At 70.2% G+C, this 17587-nt stretch carries 11 protein-coding genes; 6 read left to right on the top strand and 5 right to left on the bottom strand.

Going from position 1 to position 17587, the window contains the following annotated elements; all coding sequences use genetic code 11:
- Positions 1–41 precede the first annotated feature (41 nt).
- A complete protein-coding gene (locus QFZ42_RS28355; RefSeq protein ID WP_444875730.1) occupies positions 42–1250 on the bottom strand; it encodes a hypothetical protein in 1209 nt (402 codons plus the stop codon).
- On the opposite strand from QFZ42_RS28355, the gene QFZ42_RS22875 reads away from it, so the two are divergent.
- From QFZ42_RS22875 to QFZ42_RS22865, 3 genes are all read left to right on the top strand, one after another.
- The gene (locus tag QFZ42_RS22875) at positions 1213–2277 is read left to right on the top strand and encodes a CHAT domain-containing protein (RefSeq protein ID WP_307703160.1); all 1065 of its coding nucleotides are present in this window, start codon (positions 1213–1215) and stop codon (positions 2275–2277) included. The genes QFZ42_RS28355 and QFZ42_RS22875 overlap by 38 nt on opposite strands.
- Positions 2278–2371: 94 nt before the next feature.
- On the top strand, positions 2372–4033 hold the full coding sequence (locus QFZ42_RS22870; RefSeq protein ID WP_307703159.1) for a ShlB/FhaC/HecB family hemolysin secretion/activation protein: 1662 nt from the start codon (positions 2372–2374) through the stop codon (positions 4031–4033).
- A gap of 1 nt (position 4034) precedes the next feature.
- Entirely contained in the window at positions 4035–7823 is a 3789-nt protein-coding gene (locus tag QFZ42_RS22865) for a beta strand repeat-containing protein (RefSeq protein WP_307703158.1), read from the top strand.
- On the opposite strand, the gene QFZ42_RS22860 is transcribed toward QFZ42_RS22865, so the two are convergent.
- From QFZ42_RS22860 to QFZ42_RS22845, 4 genes are all read right to left on the bottom strand, one after another.
- Positions 7820–8629: a hypothetical protein gene (locus QFZ42_RS22860; RefSeq protein ID WP_307703157.1), complete on the bottom strand. Its 810-nt coding sequence runs from the start codon at positions 8627–8629 to the stop codon at positions 7820–7822. The two genes, QFZ42_RS22865 and QFZ42_RS22860, sit on opposite strands and share 4 nt — an antisense overlap.
- A 30-nt stretch (positions 8630–8659) precedes the next feature.
- Positions 8660–10657, bottom strand: coding sequence for an ATP-binding response regulator (locus QFZ42_RS22855; RefSeq protein ID WP_307703156.1), 1998 nt, complete (start codon positions 10655–10657; stop codon positions 8660–8662).
- Complete coding sequence (locus QFZ42_RS22850) at positions 10654–11703, bottom strand: ABC transporter substrate-binding protein (RefSeq protein WP_307703155.1); 1050 nt, start codon at positions 11701–11703, stop codon at positions 10654–10656. Before QFZ42_RS22850 ends, QFZ42_RS22855 begins: the two co-directional genes overlap by 4 nt.
- A 181-nt stretch (positions 11704–11884) precedes the next feature.
- Complete coding sequence (locus QFZ42_RS22845; protein WP_307703154.1) at positions 11885–13774, bottom strand: ATP-binding response regulator; 1890 nt, start codon at positions 13772–13774, stop codon at positions 11885–11887.
- 257 nt (positions 13775–14031) lie between these two features.
- Here QFZ42_RS22845 and phnD (QFZ42_RS22840) point away from each other — a divergent pair, with 257 nt between their 5' ends.
- The 3 genes from phnD (QFZ42_RS22840) to tssK all read left to right on the top strand — a co-directional run bounded on the left by phnD (QFZ42_RS22840) (position 14032) and on the right by tssK (position 17572).
- Positions 14032–15036: a phosphate/phosphite/phosphonate ABC transporter substrate-binding protein gene (gene phnD, locus QFZ42_RS22840; RefSeq protein WP_373423362.1), complete on the top strand. Its 1005-nt coding sequence runs from the start codon at positions 14032–14034 to the stop codon at positions 15034–15036.
- A 1-nt stretch (position 15037) separates the two neighbouring features.
- Complete coding sequence (gene phnD / locus QFZ42_RS22835; RefSeq protein ID WP_307703153.1) at positions 15038–16099, top strand: phosphate/phosphite/phosphonate ABC transporter substrate-binding protein; 1062 nt, start codon at positions 15038–15040, stop codon at positions 16097–16099.
- A 141-nt stretch (positions 16100–16240) separates the two neighbouring features.
- Positions 16241–17572: a type VI secretion system baseplate subunit TssK gene (tssK, locus tag QFZ42_RS22830; RefSeq protein ID WP_307703152.1), complete on the top strand. Its 1332-nt coding sequence runs from the start codon at positions 16241–16243 to the stop codon at positions 17570–17572.
- The last annotated feature ends 15 nt before the right edge of the window (positions 17573–17587 follow it).

Raw genomic sequence — 17587 nt, 5'->3', positions numbered from 1 at the left:
CGCTAGGCCTTCTTGCGAATGGCGGTGGCAGGAGGGCGCTTCTAGACTTTCCCCACGAGGCCTGAACGGCGCGCACTTCCGCGGCGTCGACCCCCGCATCCGCGGGCACACGGGCCGCGCGCGGGGGTCCAATGACGTGGTTTTCGAGAACGGGATGGGAGCGCTCGGCACGTCGTGCAGGGGTCGCGGGTGCTCTCGGGCTGGCTGGCATGCTTTTGCTGGGCCACGCGCCAGTGGCGTCGGCGCAGCAGCAGGCGCCCAACGCCGAAGCCGCGGCCAGCAAGGCCGAGCAGGCCCGGCTGGCCGACACCGACACCTTGCTGGCATTGACCAGCGAGGGCGCGGTGCTTTACGGGCAGGACGCGGTCAAGCTCTCCGGCTACCAGTACTGCAGCCAGGCGGTGGCCTTGGCCGAGGCCGGCGAATTCCGCCAGAGCGTGCGTGCCGCCAGCAAGGCGCTGCACCTGGCCAATGCCACGCGCGATCCGAACCTGATGGCCATGGCCAACCGCGACCTGGCCATCGTCTACAGCTATTCGGGCCAGCTCGAGAAGGCCGAGGAATTCGCACGCGAGGCGCTCAAGCATCCGGCGCGCGACCCGAAGCTCGTGGTCGGCCCGGTGCAGAAGGTGATCGGCGACGTGCGCACCCGCCGCGGCGACTACGCCGGCGCCGTGATCAGCTATGACGAGGCGCTGGCCAACAGCTCGGCGCGTTATGCCCCGCTGGTGCAGGCCTCGCTGGTCAACGCGCTGATCGAGTCGGGTGACGCGGCCAGGGCGCGCGACGTGCTCGGCAGCATGCCGGCGCCCAAGGACGCACCGCTCACGGCGCAGCTCGACCGCACCCGCGCGCGGCTGCTGCTGGCCGAGAACAAGCCGGCGGAGGCGCGCGACCTGTACCGCGCGCTCACGGCGCGGCAAGTGGGCACCGACACCGAGTACTACCGCCTCTGGGCCTGGGACGGCGTGGCACGCAGCGAACTCGCGCTGGGCCAGAAGCAGGCCGCGGCCGAAGCCGTGGCGCGCGCGCTCGGCGGCATCGACCAGGTGCGCGCGAAGTTCCGCAGCGAAGAATTCAAGATGGGCCTGTTCTCGGACCTGCAGTCGGTGTTCGAGCGCGGCGTGTCGATCTACAGCGATGCCGGCGATGCGCGCCAGGCCTTCGAAGTGAGCGAGCGCAGCCGCTCGCGCGCGCTGCTCGACGCGGTGCGTGGCCGCGCGAGGATCAACGAGCGCGCGGGCGAACACCGTCGACCTCGCCACGCTGCAAGGCACGCTGGCGCCCGACGAGCGCGTGGTGCAGTTCCATGCGCTGCCCGACCGGCTGCTGGTGTGGGTCGTGAGCCCGGCCGGCATCGAAGCCAGGACCGTGGCCGTGCGCCGCGAAGAGCTCACCGAGCTGGTCGAGGTGTTCCGCAACTCCATCGTGCGCGGCCGCCGCGCGGCCATTGCCAATGCCGACAAGCTGGGCGCGGCCCTGCTCGGTCCGCTGGCGCTGGCGCCCGGACAGCGGCTGATCGTCGTGCCCCACGGCCCGCTGCACTACCTGCCGTTCCAGGCGCTGCGCCTCAACGGGCGCTACGTGATCGAGTCGCATCCGGTGGCGGTCGCGCCTTCGATCAGCATTGCCGTGCAGCTGGCGCAGCGCACGCCACGCGTGAGCGCATCGCTCACCGCGTTCGGCAATCCGCGCATCGAGGACAAGTACGACCTGCCGGGCGCCGAAGTCGAGGTGAAGCAGCTCGCGCAACTGTTTCCGCGCAACGCCGTCTACATGGGCACGGCGGCCACCAAGACGCAGTTCCGCGACGTGGCCGCGCGCTCGCCGCTGATGCATGTGGCGGCGCATGCCGAGGCCGACGCGGTCGATCCGCTGTACTCGCGCATCCTGCTGGCCAATGAAGGCGGCAAGCAGAACTTTCTGGAGGCGCACGAGATCCTCGGCCTGCCGATGGACGGCACGGCACTCGTCACGCTCTCGGCCTGCGAGTCGGGGCTCGGGCGCATCGCGCAGGGCGACGAAGTGCTGGGTTTCACGCGCTCCTTTCTTTCCGCCGGCAGCTCCAGCCTGATTGCGTCGCTGTGGCCCGTATCAGACGACGCAACCGCCGTGCTCATGGGCACGCTGTACGGCGAGCTCGCCAAGGGCCGCGATATCCAGAAGGCCATGCAGGCCGGACAGCTGGCCGTGCTGAAGGACCCCAAGATGTCCCACCCCTTCTTCTGGGCGCCGTTCAACCTGATCGGCAACTGGCGCCTTACGGTGGGGAGCTGACATGAGCGTTTGGAACACAACCAACCCACGGTGGAGCACTGAGATGCGCGCCAGTCAACGCTCTACGCCAATTGCTCTTGCTGTCTTCGCATTGATGGGTGCCACGTTGCTTGTAGCAGCCCAGCGAATCCACGCAGCAGAGGCAGACACCAACACGCTGCTTCCCACCAAAGACCCCTGCGGCACCTGCGACCGGCCGCTCGCCCAGGCCACTGGCACCGTTGCGCCGCAGAACCTGCCCGCCGCGCCCCAACCACCCGCCGCTTCGTTCAGGCTCAACGACCTGCGCCTGAACGGCGTCAAGGCGCTGAGCAACGAAGAACTGCAGGACATCACCGCACCCTACATCGGGCGCAATGTGACGCTCGGCGACCTCGAAAGCCTGGCGCAGGCCATCACCGCGCGCTACAAGGAGCGCGGCTACTTTCTCGCGCAGGCCGTGGTGCCCGTGCAGACCGTGCGCGACGGCGTCGTGGAAATCAGCGTCATCGAAGGCCGGCTCGGCAAGGTCGATGTGACGGTCGCGCCCGATGCGCCCATCAGCGAAGCGCGCGTGCGCGGCTTTCTTGCGCCCCTGCAGCCCGGAGAAGCCGTGAACGCGCCGGCCTACGAGCGCGCGATGCTGCTGCTGTCGGACCAGCCGGGCATCCGCGTCTCGTCGGGGCTGCAGGAAGGCACGCAGAGCGGCACCACCGACCTGTCGGTCGAAGTCGCCGCGGGGCCGCGCTGGGCCTTCACGGCCGAGGCCGACAACCATGGCACCAAGGAATCGGGGCGCTTTCGCATCGGCGGCACGACGCGCTATCTCAGCCCGTTCGGCATCGGCGACAACCTCGACATGCGGCTGATGGTTTCCAACAACAACGCGCTGCAGTTCGGCCGCGTGGCCTACGAGGCGCCGATCGGAACCAGCGGCCTGCGCGCCGGCGTGGGACTCGCGCGCGTCAACTACGAGCTTGGCGGCGAGTTCGCCGAACTCGGGGCGCAAGGCCGGGCCGACGTGCTCGATTTCTCGCTCAACTACCCGTTGATCCGCCAGCGCCAGCAGAACCTCTTCCTGCGCCTGGGTGCCGAGGTGAAGAACCTGACCGACGAGATGAATGCGGTCGATTTCACCTCGAAGAAGCGCGTGCATGGCCTTGGCCTCGGCTGGGCCTGGGAGCGGCGCGACGAGGTGTTCGGCGGCGGCTACTGGGCCAGCTCGGGCACGCTCTACCACGGCGACCTTTCGATCAACGACGCGCAGAGCCGGGCGTTCGACCAGAGCATCGCGGGCCACCGCACCGAGGGCGGCTACACCAAGCTGAGCTTCCAGCTCTCGCGGCTGCAGGCCATCGCGGCGAACCATTCGCTCTATGTGGCGCTCGGCGGCCAATGGGCCAGCAAGAACCTCGATGCGTCCGAGAAGCTCTCGCTCGGCGGTGCGCGCGCGGTGCGCGCCTACCCGTCCGGCGAACTGCTGGTGGACGAGGGCGCGATCGGCACCGTCGAATGGCGCTGGTCCGTCAACTCGGAGCTCACGCCCTTCGCGTTCTATGACGCCGCGCGCGGAAAGATCGTGCGCGACCCCTCGCCGTTCGACACCGGTGCCAACCGCCACAGCCTGCGCGGCTTCGGCATCGGCATTTCGTGGGCGCGGCCCGGCAACTTTGCGATCAACGCGACGCTCGCCTGGCGCGACGGCACCCGGCCGGCGCAGACCGATGGCGGCGGCCGCAACCCGCGCTTGTACGTGCAGGTGCAAAAGGTGTTCTGACATGGCAATGCACAACCGTTCCTCACGATTCCAGCCGCGCCTGCAACTGCGTCCGGTCGCGCTCGCACTGGTGTGCCTGGGCCTGGCGCCCGCGCTGGCCCAGACCCTGCCTACCGGGTTGTTGCCCATTGCCGGAGGCGTGACCGCCGCGACGCCGAACGCCGCGACGATGAACATCACGCAGACCACGGCGCGGGCGATTGCCCAGTGGAATACCTTCTCGATCGGAGCGGACGCGACGCTCAATATCGCGCAGCCGAGCACGAGCAGCGTGCTGCTGAACCGCCTCGTGGGCGGCGCTCCGGCCTCGGTCATCGCGGGCAAGATGAATGCAAACGGCCACGTCTACCTGATCAACCCGGCCGGGGTGACGTTCTCCAAGGGCTCGTCGGTCAGCGTCGGCGGGTTGATCGCTTCGACGCTGAGTATGTCCACCAGCGACGAGGCCTTCATGGGCGGTGCGACCCGGCTCGAGTTCGCGCGGCCCAGCGGCGCCTTCGGCTCAGTGGAGAACGAGGGCAGCATTGTGGTCGGCAACGGCGGCACCGCCGCATTGATCGGTTCGCTGGTGGCCAATCGCGGCAGCATCGTTGCGAACGGCGGCACCGCCGCCATGGCTTCCGGCGAGACTGTCACGATCGACTTCGCGGGCGACGGACTGACCACGCTGCGCGTGACGCCGGGGCTCTACAGCGGCGTCGCGAACAGCGGCACCATGCAGGCCAACGGCGGGCGCGTGGCGCTGATCGCGACGACCGGGTTCGAGGTGTCGAACGGCGTGGTCAATTCACGCGGCGTGCTGCGGGCCGACTCGATGGCGTCGCGCAACGGCGAAATCATCCTCGACAGCGGCCTTGCACCCGAGGGCGTGCGCATGACCGGCGGGCTGGTCTCGGCGGCCGGCAACGGCGCCGGCCTCACGGGCGGCACGATCGACATCACGGGCCGCGTGATCGGGCTCGAGCCCTTCGTCCCCCCGCTTTCGTCCGTTCCACCACCGCCGCCGCCCGGGTCCGACGACCGCGGCGTTCTCGATGCGAGCGGCAGCGCGGGCGGCGGGCGCATCCGCCTTTATGCGAACGCGGTGACCGAAATCGGCGACACCGGCGCCATCGCTTTCGGTGCCGGTTCGATCATGCGCGCGGACGCCACCGTGTCCGGCAACGGCGGCGACGTTCGCCTGCTGGCCGAACGCAGCCTGCGTGCCTTCGGCAGCATCTCGGCGCGCGGCGGCGCGAGCGGCGGCAACGGCGGCTTCATCGAAACCTCCGGAGGCTTCGCCGCGCCCGACGACGGGCTCGGCGGCGGCTTCAGCCTCAACGGGCTGCGCGTGGACGCCGCCGCGCCCGCGGGCACCGCGGGCACCTGGCTCGTCGATCCGTTCAATGTCGACATCGTCCCCGGTGCCGCGGCCGGCACGCTGCCGGCCAACCCCTTCGAACCGATCGCTGCCAGCACGATCCAGGACAGCGACATCAACGATGCCCTCAACGGCGGCACCAGCGTGCGCATCACGACCGGCGCCCCGGGCGCGGGTTCGCCCACGGACGGCGACATCCGGATGTTCAACGGCGTGCGCATCAACTACAGCGCCGCCAACGGTCCGCTGACCTTCCAGCTCGATGCCCACCGCAGCGTGCGCGGCGACGCCAACGTGGTGATCGAGTCCTCGGGTGCCGGCGGGCCGCTCAACGTGGTGTTCAACACCGACGTCAACGGCGGCGGCGCCGCGACCGGCGGCGGACAGGTGAGCTACAGCGGCGACATCTACACCAACGGCGGCAATGTCGTGATGAACGGCGCCTGGTCGGCCGCAGGAGCGGGCCCGAGCGTGAGCCTCGACGGCAACGTCATCGACACGCGCGTCGGCCGCACCGATGCCGGTGCGGGCGGCTCCGTGACGATCTTCGGCAACACCAGCGGCCCTTCAGGCGGCGGCTTCACGGAAGCGGCGGTCAGCATCGACGGCGTGCAGATCGCGACCTCGACCGGCAATGTCGACATCACGGGCATCGGCGCGAACACCAGCGGCGTGCGGCTCGGCTCGCGCTTCACGGTCACGGGCTCGCCGAACCGGCAGACCGACATCTCGACCACCAGCGGCAACATCACGGTGCGCGGGGTCGGCAACTTCACCGGCAACAGCAACGAGATTCCGGGCCATGGCGTGGTGCTCAACGATGCGGTGCTGCGCTCGGTCGACGGCAACATCGCGGTGCGCGGCCTGCGCCAGGCCGACACAGGCGAAGCGGGCGACGGGGTGCTGCTGCGCAACGGCTCGCGGATTGTCACCACCGGCACCGGCAGCATCGAACTCACGGGCCAGACCGGGGGCAACGGCGCCGGCGTGCGCCTCGGGCCCGCGGCGCCCGTGCCGGGCGTGTTCCCTGTGGTGCTCGCGGGCGTTTCCGTGTCCTCGGCCGGCGGCAACGTCGTGCTGCGCGCCAGCAACGACGGCAGCACCGACGCGCTGGTCATCGACGGCACCGTGAGCGCGGGCAACGTCGTCAACCTGCGTCCCGGCGGCGTGGCTGCGGACGGCACGGCCTTCGACCAGGTCGCGATACCGATCACGCTCGGCGGCACCGCGAACACGGGCTTCGCGGTGTCGGCCGACGAGTTCTCGCGCATCTCGGCGGGCAACGCGATCGTGGCCGGCAGCAATGCGCATGCGGCCGACATTGCCGTCGTCGGGCCGCTCGCGCTGGCTTCGGGGCTCACGCTGCAGAACGGAGGCGGCGGCAACATCAACCTGGGCGGCGCGATCTCGACCCCGCGGCTCGGCCTGCTCAGCGCGGGCAACATCACGCAGACCGCGGCCGCGCCGATCACGGCCGGCACGCTGCTGGCCCGTTCCACCGGCGGCAATGTGCTGCTCGACCAGGCGGCCAACAACGTGAGCGCGAACACGCTCGGCGGCGGCGCTGCCGGCGCGTTCCGCTACCAGGACGTGGACGAGCTGCGCATCGGCCCCGTGTCGGTCGTCGGCTACGACGCGGCCGGCAACGCGCCGCAGGTGGTGTCCGCCGGCTCGATGGCCGCGGACACGGTGTTCGTGCGCACGCTGAGCGGCGACCTGCAACTGGGCACCGCGGTGAGCAGCACTTCCGGCACCGACCTGGTGGCCGCGGGGCGGTTCCAGAACGTCGGTGGTGCCAGCCTGAGCGGCGCGCCGTGGCGCGTGTGGGCCGACACCTGGGTCGGCGAAACGCGCGGCGGCGTGGCCGGCTCGGGCCTGTTGCCGAACCTCTACAACTGCGCCTACCTGGGCCTGTGCGGCGTGAGCGCGTCGCCGGGCGACAACCACTTCATCTATGCACAGCGGCCGACCGCGACGGTCGTGATCGGCAATGCCGCGCGGCCCGCGGGCTTCGACAACCCGTTCTTCACCTGGAGCATCACGGGCCTGATCCTCGGCGACCGCGGCGCCGGCTTCAGTGGTGCGGTGGGTAGCGCGGCCAACCGGTCGAGCCCGCCCGGCGCCTACGCGATCAACGGCAGCTTCACCTCGGCCGAGGGCTATCTGGTCAACGTGGTGCCGGGAACGCTCACGGTGGGCGGCTTTCCGCAGATTCCGAAGGCCGATGTGATCCGCGAACTGCCGACCACCTGGCTCTACGACCGCAACATGGGGCCGCCGCCGATCTGCTTTGCGACCGGGCCGCTCGAAGGCGACCGCGCCTCGCAGGGCAACGACGTGCTGGCACGCGAATGGTCGCGCGTGCGCTCGCGGCCGAATCTCACGAGTTGCGTCGACAGCGAGAAGCGCAACGGCTGCGCCGACTTCTAGCGGCTGGCGGTTCGCGGCGGCGCCGCGGCGTCCTGCGCCGCGAGCGCGGCGCCGAAGTGGCCGGTGTAGGTGCGCAGGCCCTGGTGCGCCAGATCGGACTGCGCATCGATGTGGACCTTGCCGCCCAGCGCCTGCCAGCGCCGGCAGAACGCGTAGTCTTCGCTCAGGTAGCGGCCGTTGCCGGTCTCGGCCAGCAGGTCGAAAAAACGGTAGTGCGGCCACGCCTGCGCCGCGGCATCGCGCGACGGGTCGGGCGTGTAGCGCAGGTCGGGCCGGGCCTCGGCGAGGCGCTCGAACACCGGGCGCGCAATCAGCATGAAGCCGGTGGGCGCGTCGAGCACTTCGACGAAGCCATCGGCATCGACCGTGCGTTCTCCGGCCCATGCGTTGGCCGGAAAGCGCGCATGCCGCGCCTCGAAGTCGGCGCGTGTGCTGCCCGCGGGCAAGGCCTCGCGCAGCCCGTCGGCGGGCCAGCCGTCTTCCTTCAGCGGATAGACGCCGGCCACCACGTCGCGGCCGGCCAGCAGCAACCGCAGGGCCGCCGCGGGATCGAAGCCGATGTCGGCATCGATCCAGAACAGATGCGTCCAGCGCGTGTCGGCCATGAACTCGGCCACCAGCCGGTTGCGTGCGCGCGGAATCAGGCTGTCGCCGTCGAGGAAGCGCGTCTGCATCGAAAAGCCATGGGTCCAGGCGAGGTTCACGAGGCCGAGCAGGCTGCGCACGTAGATCGAGGCCAGCGCGCCGCCGTAGCTCGGCGTCGCGACGAAGGGACGGATGTCTTTCAGGGCGGCAATGTCGAGCATCGGAGTGGGTCCTGTCTGTCTGTTTGTCCGTCACGCCGCGGCCGCTGCATGCCGCCGCGTGGAAAGCAGCGCGCGCAGCTTGGCCGGCGCGACCGGCTTCGTCAACAGCATCACGCCGCCATGGCGCAGGCGCTGCAGCACTTCGGGGCCGGTGGCGCCGGACACGAGCACGGCGAGCGCGTCGGGTTGCAGCCGCTTGGCGGCGGCGATCACGTCCATGCCGTCGTCGGCGCCGGCCAGCTGCAGGTCGCACAGCACCGCGTCGAAGCGCAGGTCGCCGGTGCCCAGCCGCGCGATGGCCTCGGCGCCGGTGGCGATGCATTCCACCCGGCAGCCCCATTGCTCCAGCAGGGCGCGGCTGCCGTCGAGGATGGCGGGATCGTCGTCGACCACCATGCAATGCAGGCCCGCCAGCGGTGCCAGTGCCATGGGTGCGGGGCGGGGCGTCGTGGCTTCTGCGGCATGGGCTGCGGGCAAGGTGAGCGCAAAGGTGCTGCCCGCCTGCAGTGCCGAGCGCACGGTGATGCGCGTGCCGAGCAGCGTGGCAATGCGCGCGCAGATGGCAAGGCCGAGCCCGAAGCCGCGCCGGCGGTCGCGCTCGGTATTGGCCACCTGGTAGAACTCTTCGAAGATCCGGCCCTGGTGAATGGGTGCAATGCCCACGCCGTTGTCGCGCACTTCGATGCGCACGTGGTCCCCGTCCGCGCGGCTGCGGCGTGCCGCCACCAGCACGGTGCCGCCGGCGGGCGCATGGCGCAGCGCGTTGGCCACCAGGTTGCCGACGATGCGCTGCAGCAGCGCCGCGTCGCTGCGCACCGCCAGTCCGCGGTCGCTCCAGCGCAGCCGCACATGGGTTTCGGCCGCGGTGGGCGCGTGTTGCGCGTCGAGGTGGTCGAACAGCGCGGCCAGTGGCACCTTGGTGATCGCCGGTGTCAGCACCTGGGCGTCGAGCCGGGAGATTTCCAGCAGGTCGTCGAGCAGCACGCCCATGAACTCGGTGCTCTCCTGCAAGCGCAGCACGGCCGGGCGCTGCGCTTCGGTGGCGCTCGGCAGCAGGCCGTCGATGAACAGCCCCATGGCATGCAGCGGCTGGCGCAGGTCATGGCTGGCCGCGGCCAGGAAGCGTGCGCGAGACAGGGCCGCCTGCTCGGCCTCGGCCATGCGCTGCAGCGCCACGGCGGTCGCCTCGCGCACGCGCTCCTCGCTGATCTGGCGGTTGCGCTGCAGCCGCTCGGCGAGGCGGTCGATGTCGTGCGCGAGCACGGCCAGTTCGTGCGTGTGGCCTGTGCCGGACGATGCCGCCGGCGCGCTGCGCGATCCGCCTTCGATCACGTCGCAGCGCGCTTCGAAGTGTCCGGCCTCCAATGCCGCCACTGTGCGAGACACGCGCCGCAGCGGCCGCGCCACCGTGCGCGCCATGTGGCGCACCGAGGCCCAGGCCGCGAGCAGGGCGACCAGCGCAATGCCGATGCCCGCCATCAGCGAGCGGCTGCGCTCGCGCGCGTAGGCCGTGGTGTCGCGAAAGGTCTGTACCAGGCCGATGGGCGTTTCTCCCGCGGCGGTGGAGCCCGCGGGTGCAAAGGCGCTGGCGCGCGAGGCTTCGCGCAGCGTGACCGGCGAGGTGAACATGCGCAGCTGCGCCAGCGACGATGCCTTGGGGCCGGCCGTCACGAACACGCCGGCGCTGTTGCTGATCTCGACGCGCATCACCTGCCCGCCGCGCAGCGCGGCATTGGCCACGTTCTGCAGCGCCGGCAGGTCGCCGGCATACAGGCTCAGGTCGGACATGGCCGCCACCTGCCGCGCCACGGCCTGGCCTTCGGCGTCGAAAGCCGCTTCGAGCGTCTGCAGCCGGTTGTGCGTGAACCAGCCGGTGAGCGCCAGCGCCACCGCGGCGCACGGGACCACGCCGAGCCGGAACAGGTCGCGCTGCAGGTTGCCGCGAACCATCAGCGTGGGGGTGGACTGTGGCGGCGGCGATGTGGTGTCGGCGCGCGTGCCTTCGGACGACGGCCGCTTGTCGCTCATCGCGTGACGGTGAGCCGCTCGGCCAGTTCCCGCTCCTCAGGCAAGCGCAGGCCCAGTCCGCGCGCCACGGTGGCGTTGACGCGCACGGCGGCGGGCGTGGCCGATTCCACCAGCGGGCCGCCGCCGGTGTTGCCGGCACTCGCGAGTTTCTGTCCGAGCAGCCGCGCCTGCTGCGCCAGCTGTGCCGGCGTCGACACCGCCGCGGCAAGCCCGCCCGAACGCACCAGGCCTTCGCTGGCGCCGAAAACCGGCAAGCCCGCTCCGGCGCCGGCGCGCAGCACCGAAAGCGTGGCGGCCTGGCTGTCGCCGATCAGGTCGGGCAGCACCATCAGCGCATCGCTGCGCGGCACCACCGAACGCAGGGCGGCGGCCAGCGATGTGGCGTCGGGCGCGTACTCCACCTGCACGTCCCACGGCGGGTTGCCGCCCTGCGCCGCGCGCTGCAGCTCGCGCACCAGCGGTTCCGACTCGGGCGTGGCGACCACGCCGATGCGGTATTTCTGCGGCAGCACCGCGGCCACGAGCGCAAGCTGGTCGGCCATGGCCGGATCGCGCAGCAGCACGCCCACGCGGCGGTCGCCGCGCCGCAGTGCGGGGCTGCTGGCGCGCAGGTTCTCGTAGTCGAGCCGGCTCAGCATCGCGAGCACCAGCGGCTGCTGGCCCGGCCGTTCGAGCGCGGCGCGCGCGGCCGGCACGCCGACCGCCATGGTCAGGCTGGCATCCACCGGCGCTGCACGCAGGCTGCGCGTACGCACGCCGGCGTTGGCGCCGCGGTCGGGTTCTGCGGCGGCCGTCTCCGTGATCTGCGAGGTCTCCGCGCCGCCGCCCGGCGAAAGCCGGACCAGTTCGAAGCGGCCGCCCGGCTCCTGGCCCGTGCGCAGGTGCTGCACGAACTCGGAGTGCGCGGCGAGGTCGTCGCCCATGAGCACCGTGAGGCCGCTCGCCGATGCATTGGCGCCGAGTTGCGCCAGGCCGAAGAGCAGCGCCAACGCGGCGCGCGTGCCGCGGTGCAGCCGTTGGAGGAGGAGCGGAATGAGAGGTTTCACGGCAACGAACTTGGGACTGCTTCCGCAGCAAAAAGCAGTACCCAATGTAAGGAAGCCCTCCGCTTCGCGCGATAAGGCAGAGGGCTTATGTCGGCGCCCGCCAGCGCGTGCCCGCGTGACGAAGTGCACAGCCCGGCGGCTGCTTGGCCTATGCCCGATGGACTAGGGCCTGTGAACGGGCCTAAACGCCCGCGTTGAGCAATGCCGCCGCGCGCTGCGTCTGGATGGCCTGGCGCAGCACGCGCGGCGAAACCGGCTTGTAGAGCACCGCGATGCCCGCACTGGCCACTTCGCGCAGGCGGTCGGGCTTGGTCTCGCCGGTCACCAGCAGGCGTGCCGTGCCGGGGCCGATGCCGCGTGGATGGCGCTCGAGCGCGGCGATCACGTCGAGCCCGTTGTCGCCGCCTTGCAGAAGCAGGTCGCTCACCACCACGTCGGGCGGCTGCTCCCAGGCGTCGGCCAGGGCCAGCGCTTCGGCGCGGGTCTGCGCCGCCTGCACCTCGGCGCCCCAGTTGGTGAGCACCACGGACAGGCCTTCGAGAATGGTGCGCTCGTCGTCGATCACCAGGATGCGCAGGCGCTCGAGGTTGGGTTCCTCCTCGACGGCGCCGAGGGCCGGGGTCACGTCCAGCGCCGGCAGCGCGGCCGGCGCCGAACGCACCAGCACACGCACGCAGGTGCCCTTGTGCGGCCTGGACGTGAGCTCGACGCGCGTGTTGAGCAACTCGGCCAAGCGCTGCACCGTGGCAAGCCCCAGGCCCATGCCGCGTTGGCCGCGGGGCGCCTGGCGGCCGGTGGCTTCGACCTGGTAGAACTCTTCGAACACACGCGCCTGATGCTGCACGTCGATGCCCACGCCGGTGTCGACCACGTCGATGCGAACGCCCTTGCCGCGCCGCCGCGCGCCGATCAGCACTCCGCCTTCGAGGGTGTGGCGCAGCGAGTTCGACACCAGGTTGTTGAGAATGCGCGAGAGCATCACGTAGTCGCAGCGCACCCAGAGGTCGGTCTTGCGCGCCACCAGCCGCAGGCCCTGCTGCTCGGCCACGGGACGGAAGTTGCGGCTGATCTCGTCGAACAGCTGGTCGAGCGGAAAGTCCGCCCACTGCGGCTGCAGCACGCCGGCATCGAGCTGCGACAGGTTGAGCAGTTCCGAGAACAGCCGGTCGAGCGAGTCGACGCACTCGCGGATATGGCCGATGCGTTGCAGCCGCACCGGGTCGGTCTCGCCGTTGGCCAGGCCATCGGAGAACAGCGTGAGCGCGTGCAGCGGCTGGCGCAGGTCGTGGCTGGCCGCGGCCAGCAGGCGGGTCTTGGCCTGGCTTGCGACTTCGAGCTGCTGGTTCTTGCGCGCCAGCTCGGCCGTGGCCTCGCTGATGCGGCTTTGCAGCAGCCGGTGGCTTTCGGCCAGCGCGCGCGCCGCCTGGTTGAAGCCGTGCTGCAGATGCCGTACTTCGGAGGTGCCTTCGATCGTCACGCTCGCGGCCTCGCCCGCGCCTAGGCGGTCGACGGCCTTGCCCAGCGCGCGGATCGGCTCGCTGATGCGCCGCGCCGCCCACCAGCCCGCCAGCCCCACGCCGACCAGGCTGATCGCCAGCACCAGCACCACGTTGAGCCACACCGAACGCCGCGCCTCCTGCACGGCGTCGAGGCTCATCTCGACCATGACCTTGCCGCTGTGCCTGCCCTCGTCGCTCACGATCGGCACCACCACCTGCAGGCCCTGTCCGCGCGCGCGGTCGACGGTTTCGGAATTCGCCACGATCTCGCCGTCTTCCGACCAGATCTGAACCTGCTGCACATGCGGCTGGTAAGTGCCCGATTGGGCCGTGCGCTGCAGGATGCGGCGGTCCATGCGCACCAGCGGAGCTTGTGCCGCGGTGGCCACTTGCATCGCCACCGTCTGTGCATTGGCGCGCATCAGCTCGGTCAGGTTGTCCAGGTGCTGGCGCGTCAGCACGGCGATGGCCGCCAGCGTGGCCGCGGTCGCAGGCACCAGCGCAAGCAGGATCAGCTGCTGCGCGAACGTGAGGCGCGCAAGCCCCCGGAGGACGCGAAAGTTCCAGTTCATGGGGGCATGTGGCGCATGAAGGTCGAGCTTATGGGGCCGGGCTACGAAGCGAAAGATGGGAAAACATCACGAAAATAACTTGTATTTGATATCTAATTGCGTCCGCGTTGTCCATGTTAGACCCGCTGGTCCGCAGCGGCCCCATGTCTCCGTGCTCAAAAATGCAGGCTTCCCTACGCCGCGTCCGGAAGGCTTCCGGCGCTCCTGATGCCTTTCGCGCCCCCCGCCGTTGCCCGCGGCTCAGGCGTGCGGCCGCCGTGGTGCGCCGGGGTGCCCTGATATTGACGCTGCTCGCCGGCCTGCCGCTCATGGCCGCTGCCCAGCCCGCGCTGCAGCCGAATGCGCCGGTGCGCTTCGGCATCCTGCCGCTCGGAGGCGCCTTCGAATCGCGCAGCGACTGGGACCCCCTGCTGGCCGAATTGAGCCGCGCCATCGACCGGCCCGTGAGCGTGCTCTCGGTCAACTCGTACGAAGCGCTCGACCAGGCCATTCAGCGCGGCGAGGTCGACATGGCGTTCTTGTCCGGAAAGATGGCGCTCGATGCCGTCACGCAGCGCCGCATGAAGGTCGTGGCCCAGGTGGTGCGGCACGACGGGCTGCCCGGCTACCGCGCGCTGCTGCTGACCCGCAAGGCACCGCCGTTCAACACGAAGAAGAGCCTGCTGGGCGAACCGGAGCGCTGGCGCCTCGCGCGCGGCGAGCGGCAGTCGCTGTCGGGCTTCATCGTGCCGCAGCTGCAGTTCTTTTTGCCGAACCACATCGTGATGGAGACGCGCTTCCTGAGCGAGATCGTGGGCACCCACCAGGCGACCGCGCTGGCCGTGGCCAACAACGAAGCCGACGTGGCCACCAACAACACGGCCGATTTCGAGCGCTTCAAGCTGCGTTTCCCCGCCGAGGCACAGCGGTTGCAGGTGCTGTGGGAATCCGAGCTCATTCCGCATGCGCAGATCGTGGTGCGGCGTGAGTATTCGCCCGAGCTGCGCAGCCGCGTGCAGGCCTTCCTGGTCGGCTACGGGCGCGCCAAGGGCCCGCGCGGCGATGCCGAACGCGCCGTGCTCAAGTCCCTGCACGACCTGGCCGGCTTCGTGGCGACGGACAACAGCTCGCTGCTGCCGGCGGCCAAGCTCGCCTACCAGTTGGCCAAGCAAAACGCCATGACCGCGCAATGGGTCAACGATGCGGCGCGGCAGACCCGCCTGGAGCGCATCGAAAGCGGATACGCCGAGCAGACCGCCGCATTGCGTGACCTGTCGCCCTGAGATGCCGGCTCGCGGGCTTCATCGCGGTGTCAGTTGGCTTGCCGCGGCGCTGTCGTTCTTCGCCGTTGCCGCGTGCTTGCTGCTGCTGGCGCAGGGCAGCGCAGGTGCGGCCGAAAAAGCTGGCGCCCCCGTCAAGGCGGTGCGCTTCGGCGTGCTCCCGTTGGGAGGCGCCGTCGAATCGCGCGCCTTGTGGATGCCGCTGCTGGCCGACATGAGCCAGGCCATCGGCGTGCCCGTGAGCGCCTATTCGGTGGCGTCGTACGAAGAGCTCGACCGCGCCATCAAGCGCGACGAAGTCGACATGGCGTTTCTCTCGGCCAAGATCGCGCTCGACGCCGTGACGCAGCGGCGCATGAAAGTGGTCGCCCAGATCGCGCGGCGGCCCGGCATGCCGGCGCACCGAGCGGTGCTGCTGACGCGCAAGACCGGTGCACCCAATACGCTGGAAGCGGTGCTCGCCGAACCCGAACGCTGGCGGCTCGCGCGCGGCGACAGCCGCTCGGTGACCGGGTTCCTCATGCCGCAGAGCCAGCTTTTCCTGCCGCGCAACATCGAGATGGAAACGCGGTTTCGCAGCGAGGTCGTGGGCAACCACCAAGCCACCGCGCTCGCCGTGGCCAACGGCGATGCCGACGTGGCCACCAACAACACCACCGACTTCGAGCGCTTCGGAGAGCAGTTTCCCGTCGAGGCCGCGCGGCTCCACATCGTCTGGCAGTCCGAGCCGCCCCCCGGCGCACAGATGGTGGTGCGGCGCGACTATCCACCCGAATTCCAGGCCCGGCTGCAAGCGTTTCTGGTCGGCTATGGCCAGGGCAAGGGCCCGCGCGCGGATGCCGAGCGCGAGGTGCTGAAGACGCTGCGCGCGGCCTACGGCTACGCAACCGCCGACGACAGCGCACTGCTGCCCGAGGCCATGCTCGAATACCAGCTCGGCAAACAACGCGCCATGGCCGCCGCATGGGTCAACGACGCGGCGCGCGAACAGCGGCTGCGGCGCATCGAGCAGGCGTACAAGGAACAGGTCGAGATGTTGCGCGGGGCGTCCGGCGCGGCACGCTGAGCGGGCGCCGCCCCCGCATCTAGTCCCTTCGCCGTAGCTCCAAATCCCTCCGCCTAGGCCGTTAGGCGGATTTGCCGCCGGCCTTGCGCGCCGGAAACTCCGTGCTTCTTTCGGGCAGCCCTTGCCTTTGACGGAGTGCGGATGAGTTGGCGAACAAAAGTGGTCTGGAGCGAGGGGATGCTGCTGCAGCCCCAGCACCTGCAGCAGAGCGAGCGTCATGGCGACCATGCGCGGCATGTGCTTTTGCGTTCCACCACGCCCTATGCCTGGGGTTTCGCGGAGATCGAGATCGACCAGGCGGCGCTCACGCTGGGCAAGCTTGCGCTGGTGCGCGCGGTGGGCATCTTCGGCGACGGCACGGTGTTCGACATGCCGGCGGTCGATCCGCTGCCCGAACCCATCGACATTCCCCCCACGATGCGCGACGAGGCCGTGATGCTCGCACTGCCGGTGCGCCGTGCCGGTGCGCGCGAGGCCGATGCCGAAGAGTACGAAGAGCTGGTGCGCCACCGCGTGCTCGAGTCCGAAGTGCCCGACTCCAACACCGCCGGCGAGCGCACCGCCATGCTGCAACTGGGCCAGCTTCATACGCGCCTGATGCGCGCCAGCGAAGCGACCGATGCCTGGACCACCATGGGCGTGGCCCGCGTGGTCGAGCGCCGCGTCGACAACCAGGTGCAGCTCGACCGCGCGATGCTGCCGCCGCTGCTCGACGTGGCGGGCCATGCGGTGATCCGCTCCTGGCTCGACGAACTGCTGGGCCTCATGCGCCAGCGCGGCGAGGCGCTGGCCGGCCGCATGACGCAGGGCGGCACCGGTGGCGTTGCAGAGATTGCGGACTTCATGCTGCTGCAGACCGTCAATCGCAACGAGGCCGTCTTCGCGCACCTGGCCAAGAGCGCCATGCTGCACCCGCAGCATTTCTTCGAGCATGCGCTCGGGTTGGCGGGCGACCTCGCGAGCTTTCGCGATTCGCGCCGCGTGACGCGCTTCAGCCCCTACATCCACGACGACCTGGCGCTGAGCTTCCGCCCGGTGATGGACGACCTGCGGCGCAGCCTTTCGATGGTGCTGGAGCAGTCCGCCATCCGCATCGAACTGCACGACCGCAAGCACGGCGTGCGCGTGGCGGTGGTCACCGACGTGGAACTGCAGCGCAAGGCGACCTTCGTGCTTGCGGTGAACGCCAGCATGCCGAGCGAAGCGCTGCGCGCGCGCTTCCCCACGCAGGTCAAGATCGGCCCGGTCGAACGCATCCGCGACCTGGTCAACCTGGCGCTGCCGGGCGTCACGCTCACGCCGATGCCGGTGGCGCCGCGCCAGATTCCCTTTCATACCGGCGCCAACTACTTCGAGCTCGAAACGCGCAACAGCGACCTGTGGCGCCAGCTGGAGCAATCGGGCGGCATCGCAATGCACATCGCAGGCGACTTTCCCGGCCTCGACCTCGCGTTCTGGGCCATTCGTTCCTAGCCGCATCCGGCTGAC

This window comes from Variovorax paradoxus (genome assembly GCF_030815855.1).
In the GTDB taxonomy this organism is placed as follows: Bacteria; Pseudomonadota; Gammaproteobacteria; order Burkholderiales; family Burkholderiaceae_C; genus Variovorax; species Variovorax paradoxus_M.
This window is presented reverse-complemented; position numbering and strand designations above follow the sequence as displayed.

Excerpts from the sequence above, each read along its gene's own strand:
- QFZ42_RS22855 (WP_307703156.1), bottom strand. The coding sequence starts at position 10,657 with ATGAGCGACAAGCGGCCGTCGTCCGAAGGCACGCGCGCCGACACCACA.
- QFZ42_RS22860 (WP_307703157.1), bottom strand. The coding sequence starts at position 8,629 with ATGCTCGACATTGCCGCCCTGAAAGACATCCGTCCCTTCGTCGCGACG.
- QFZ42_RS22865 (WP_307703158.1), top strand. The coding sequence starts at position 4,035 with ATGGCAATGCACAACCGTTCCTCACGATTCCAGCCGCGCCTGCAACTG.
- tssK (WP_307703152.1), top strand. The coding sequence starts at position 16,241 with ATGAGTTGGCGAACAAAAGTGGTCTGGAGCGAGGGGATGCTGCTGCAG.
- QFZ42_RS22845 (WP_307703154.1), bottom strand. The coding sequence starts at position 13,774 with ATGAACTGGAACTTTCGCGTCCTCCGGGGGCTTGCGCGCCTCACGTTC.
- QFZ42_RS22870 (WP_307703159.1), top strand. The coding sequence starts at position 2,372 with ATGGGTGCCACGTTGCTTGTAGCAGCCCAGCGAATCCACGCAGCAGAG.
- phnD (WP_307703153.1), top strand. The coding sequence starts at position 15,038 with ATGCCGGCTCGCGGGCTTCATCGCGGTGTCAGTTGGCTTGCCGCGGCG.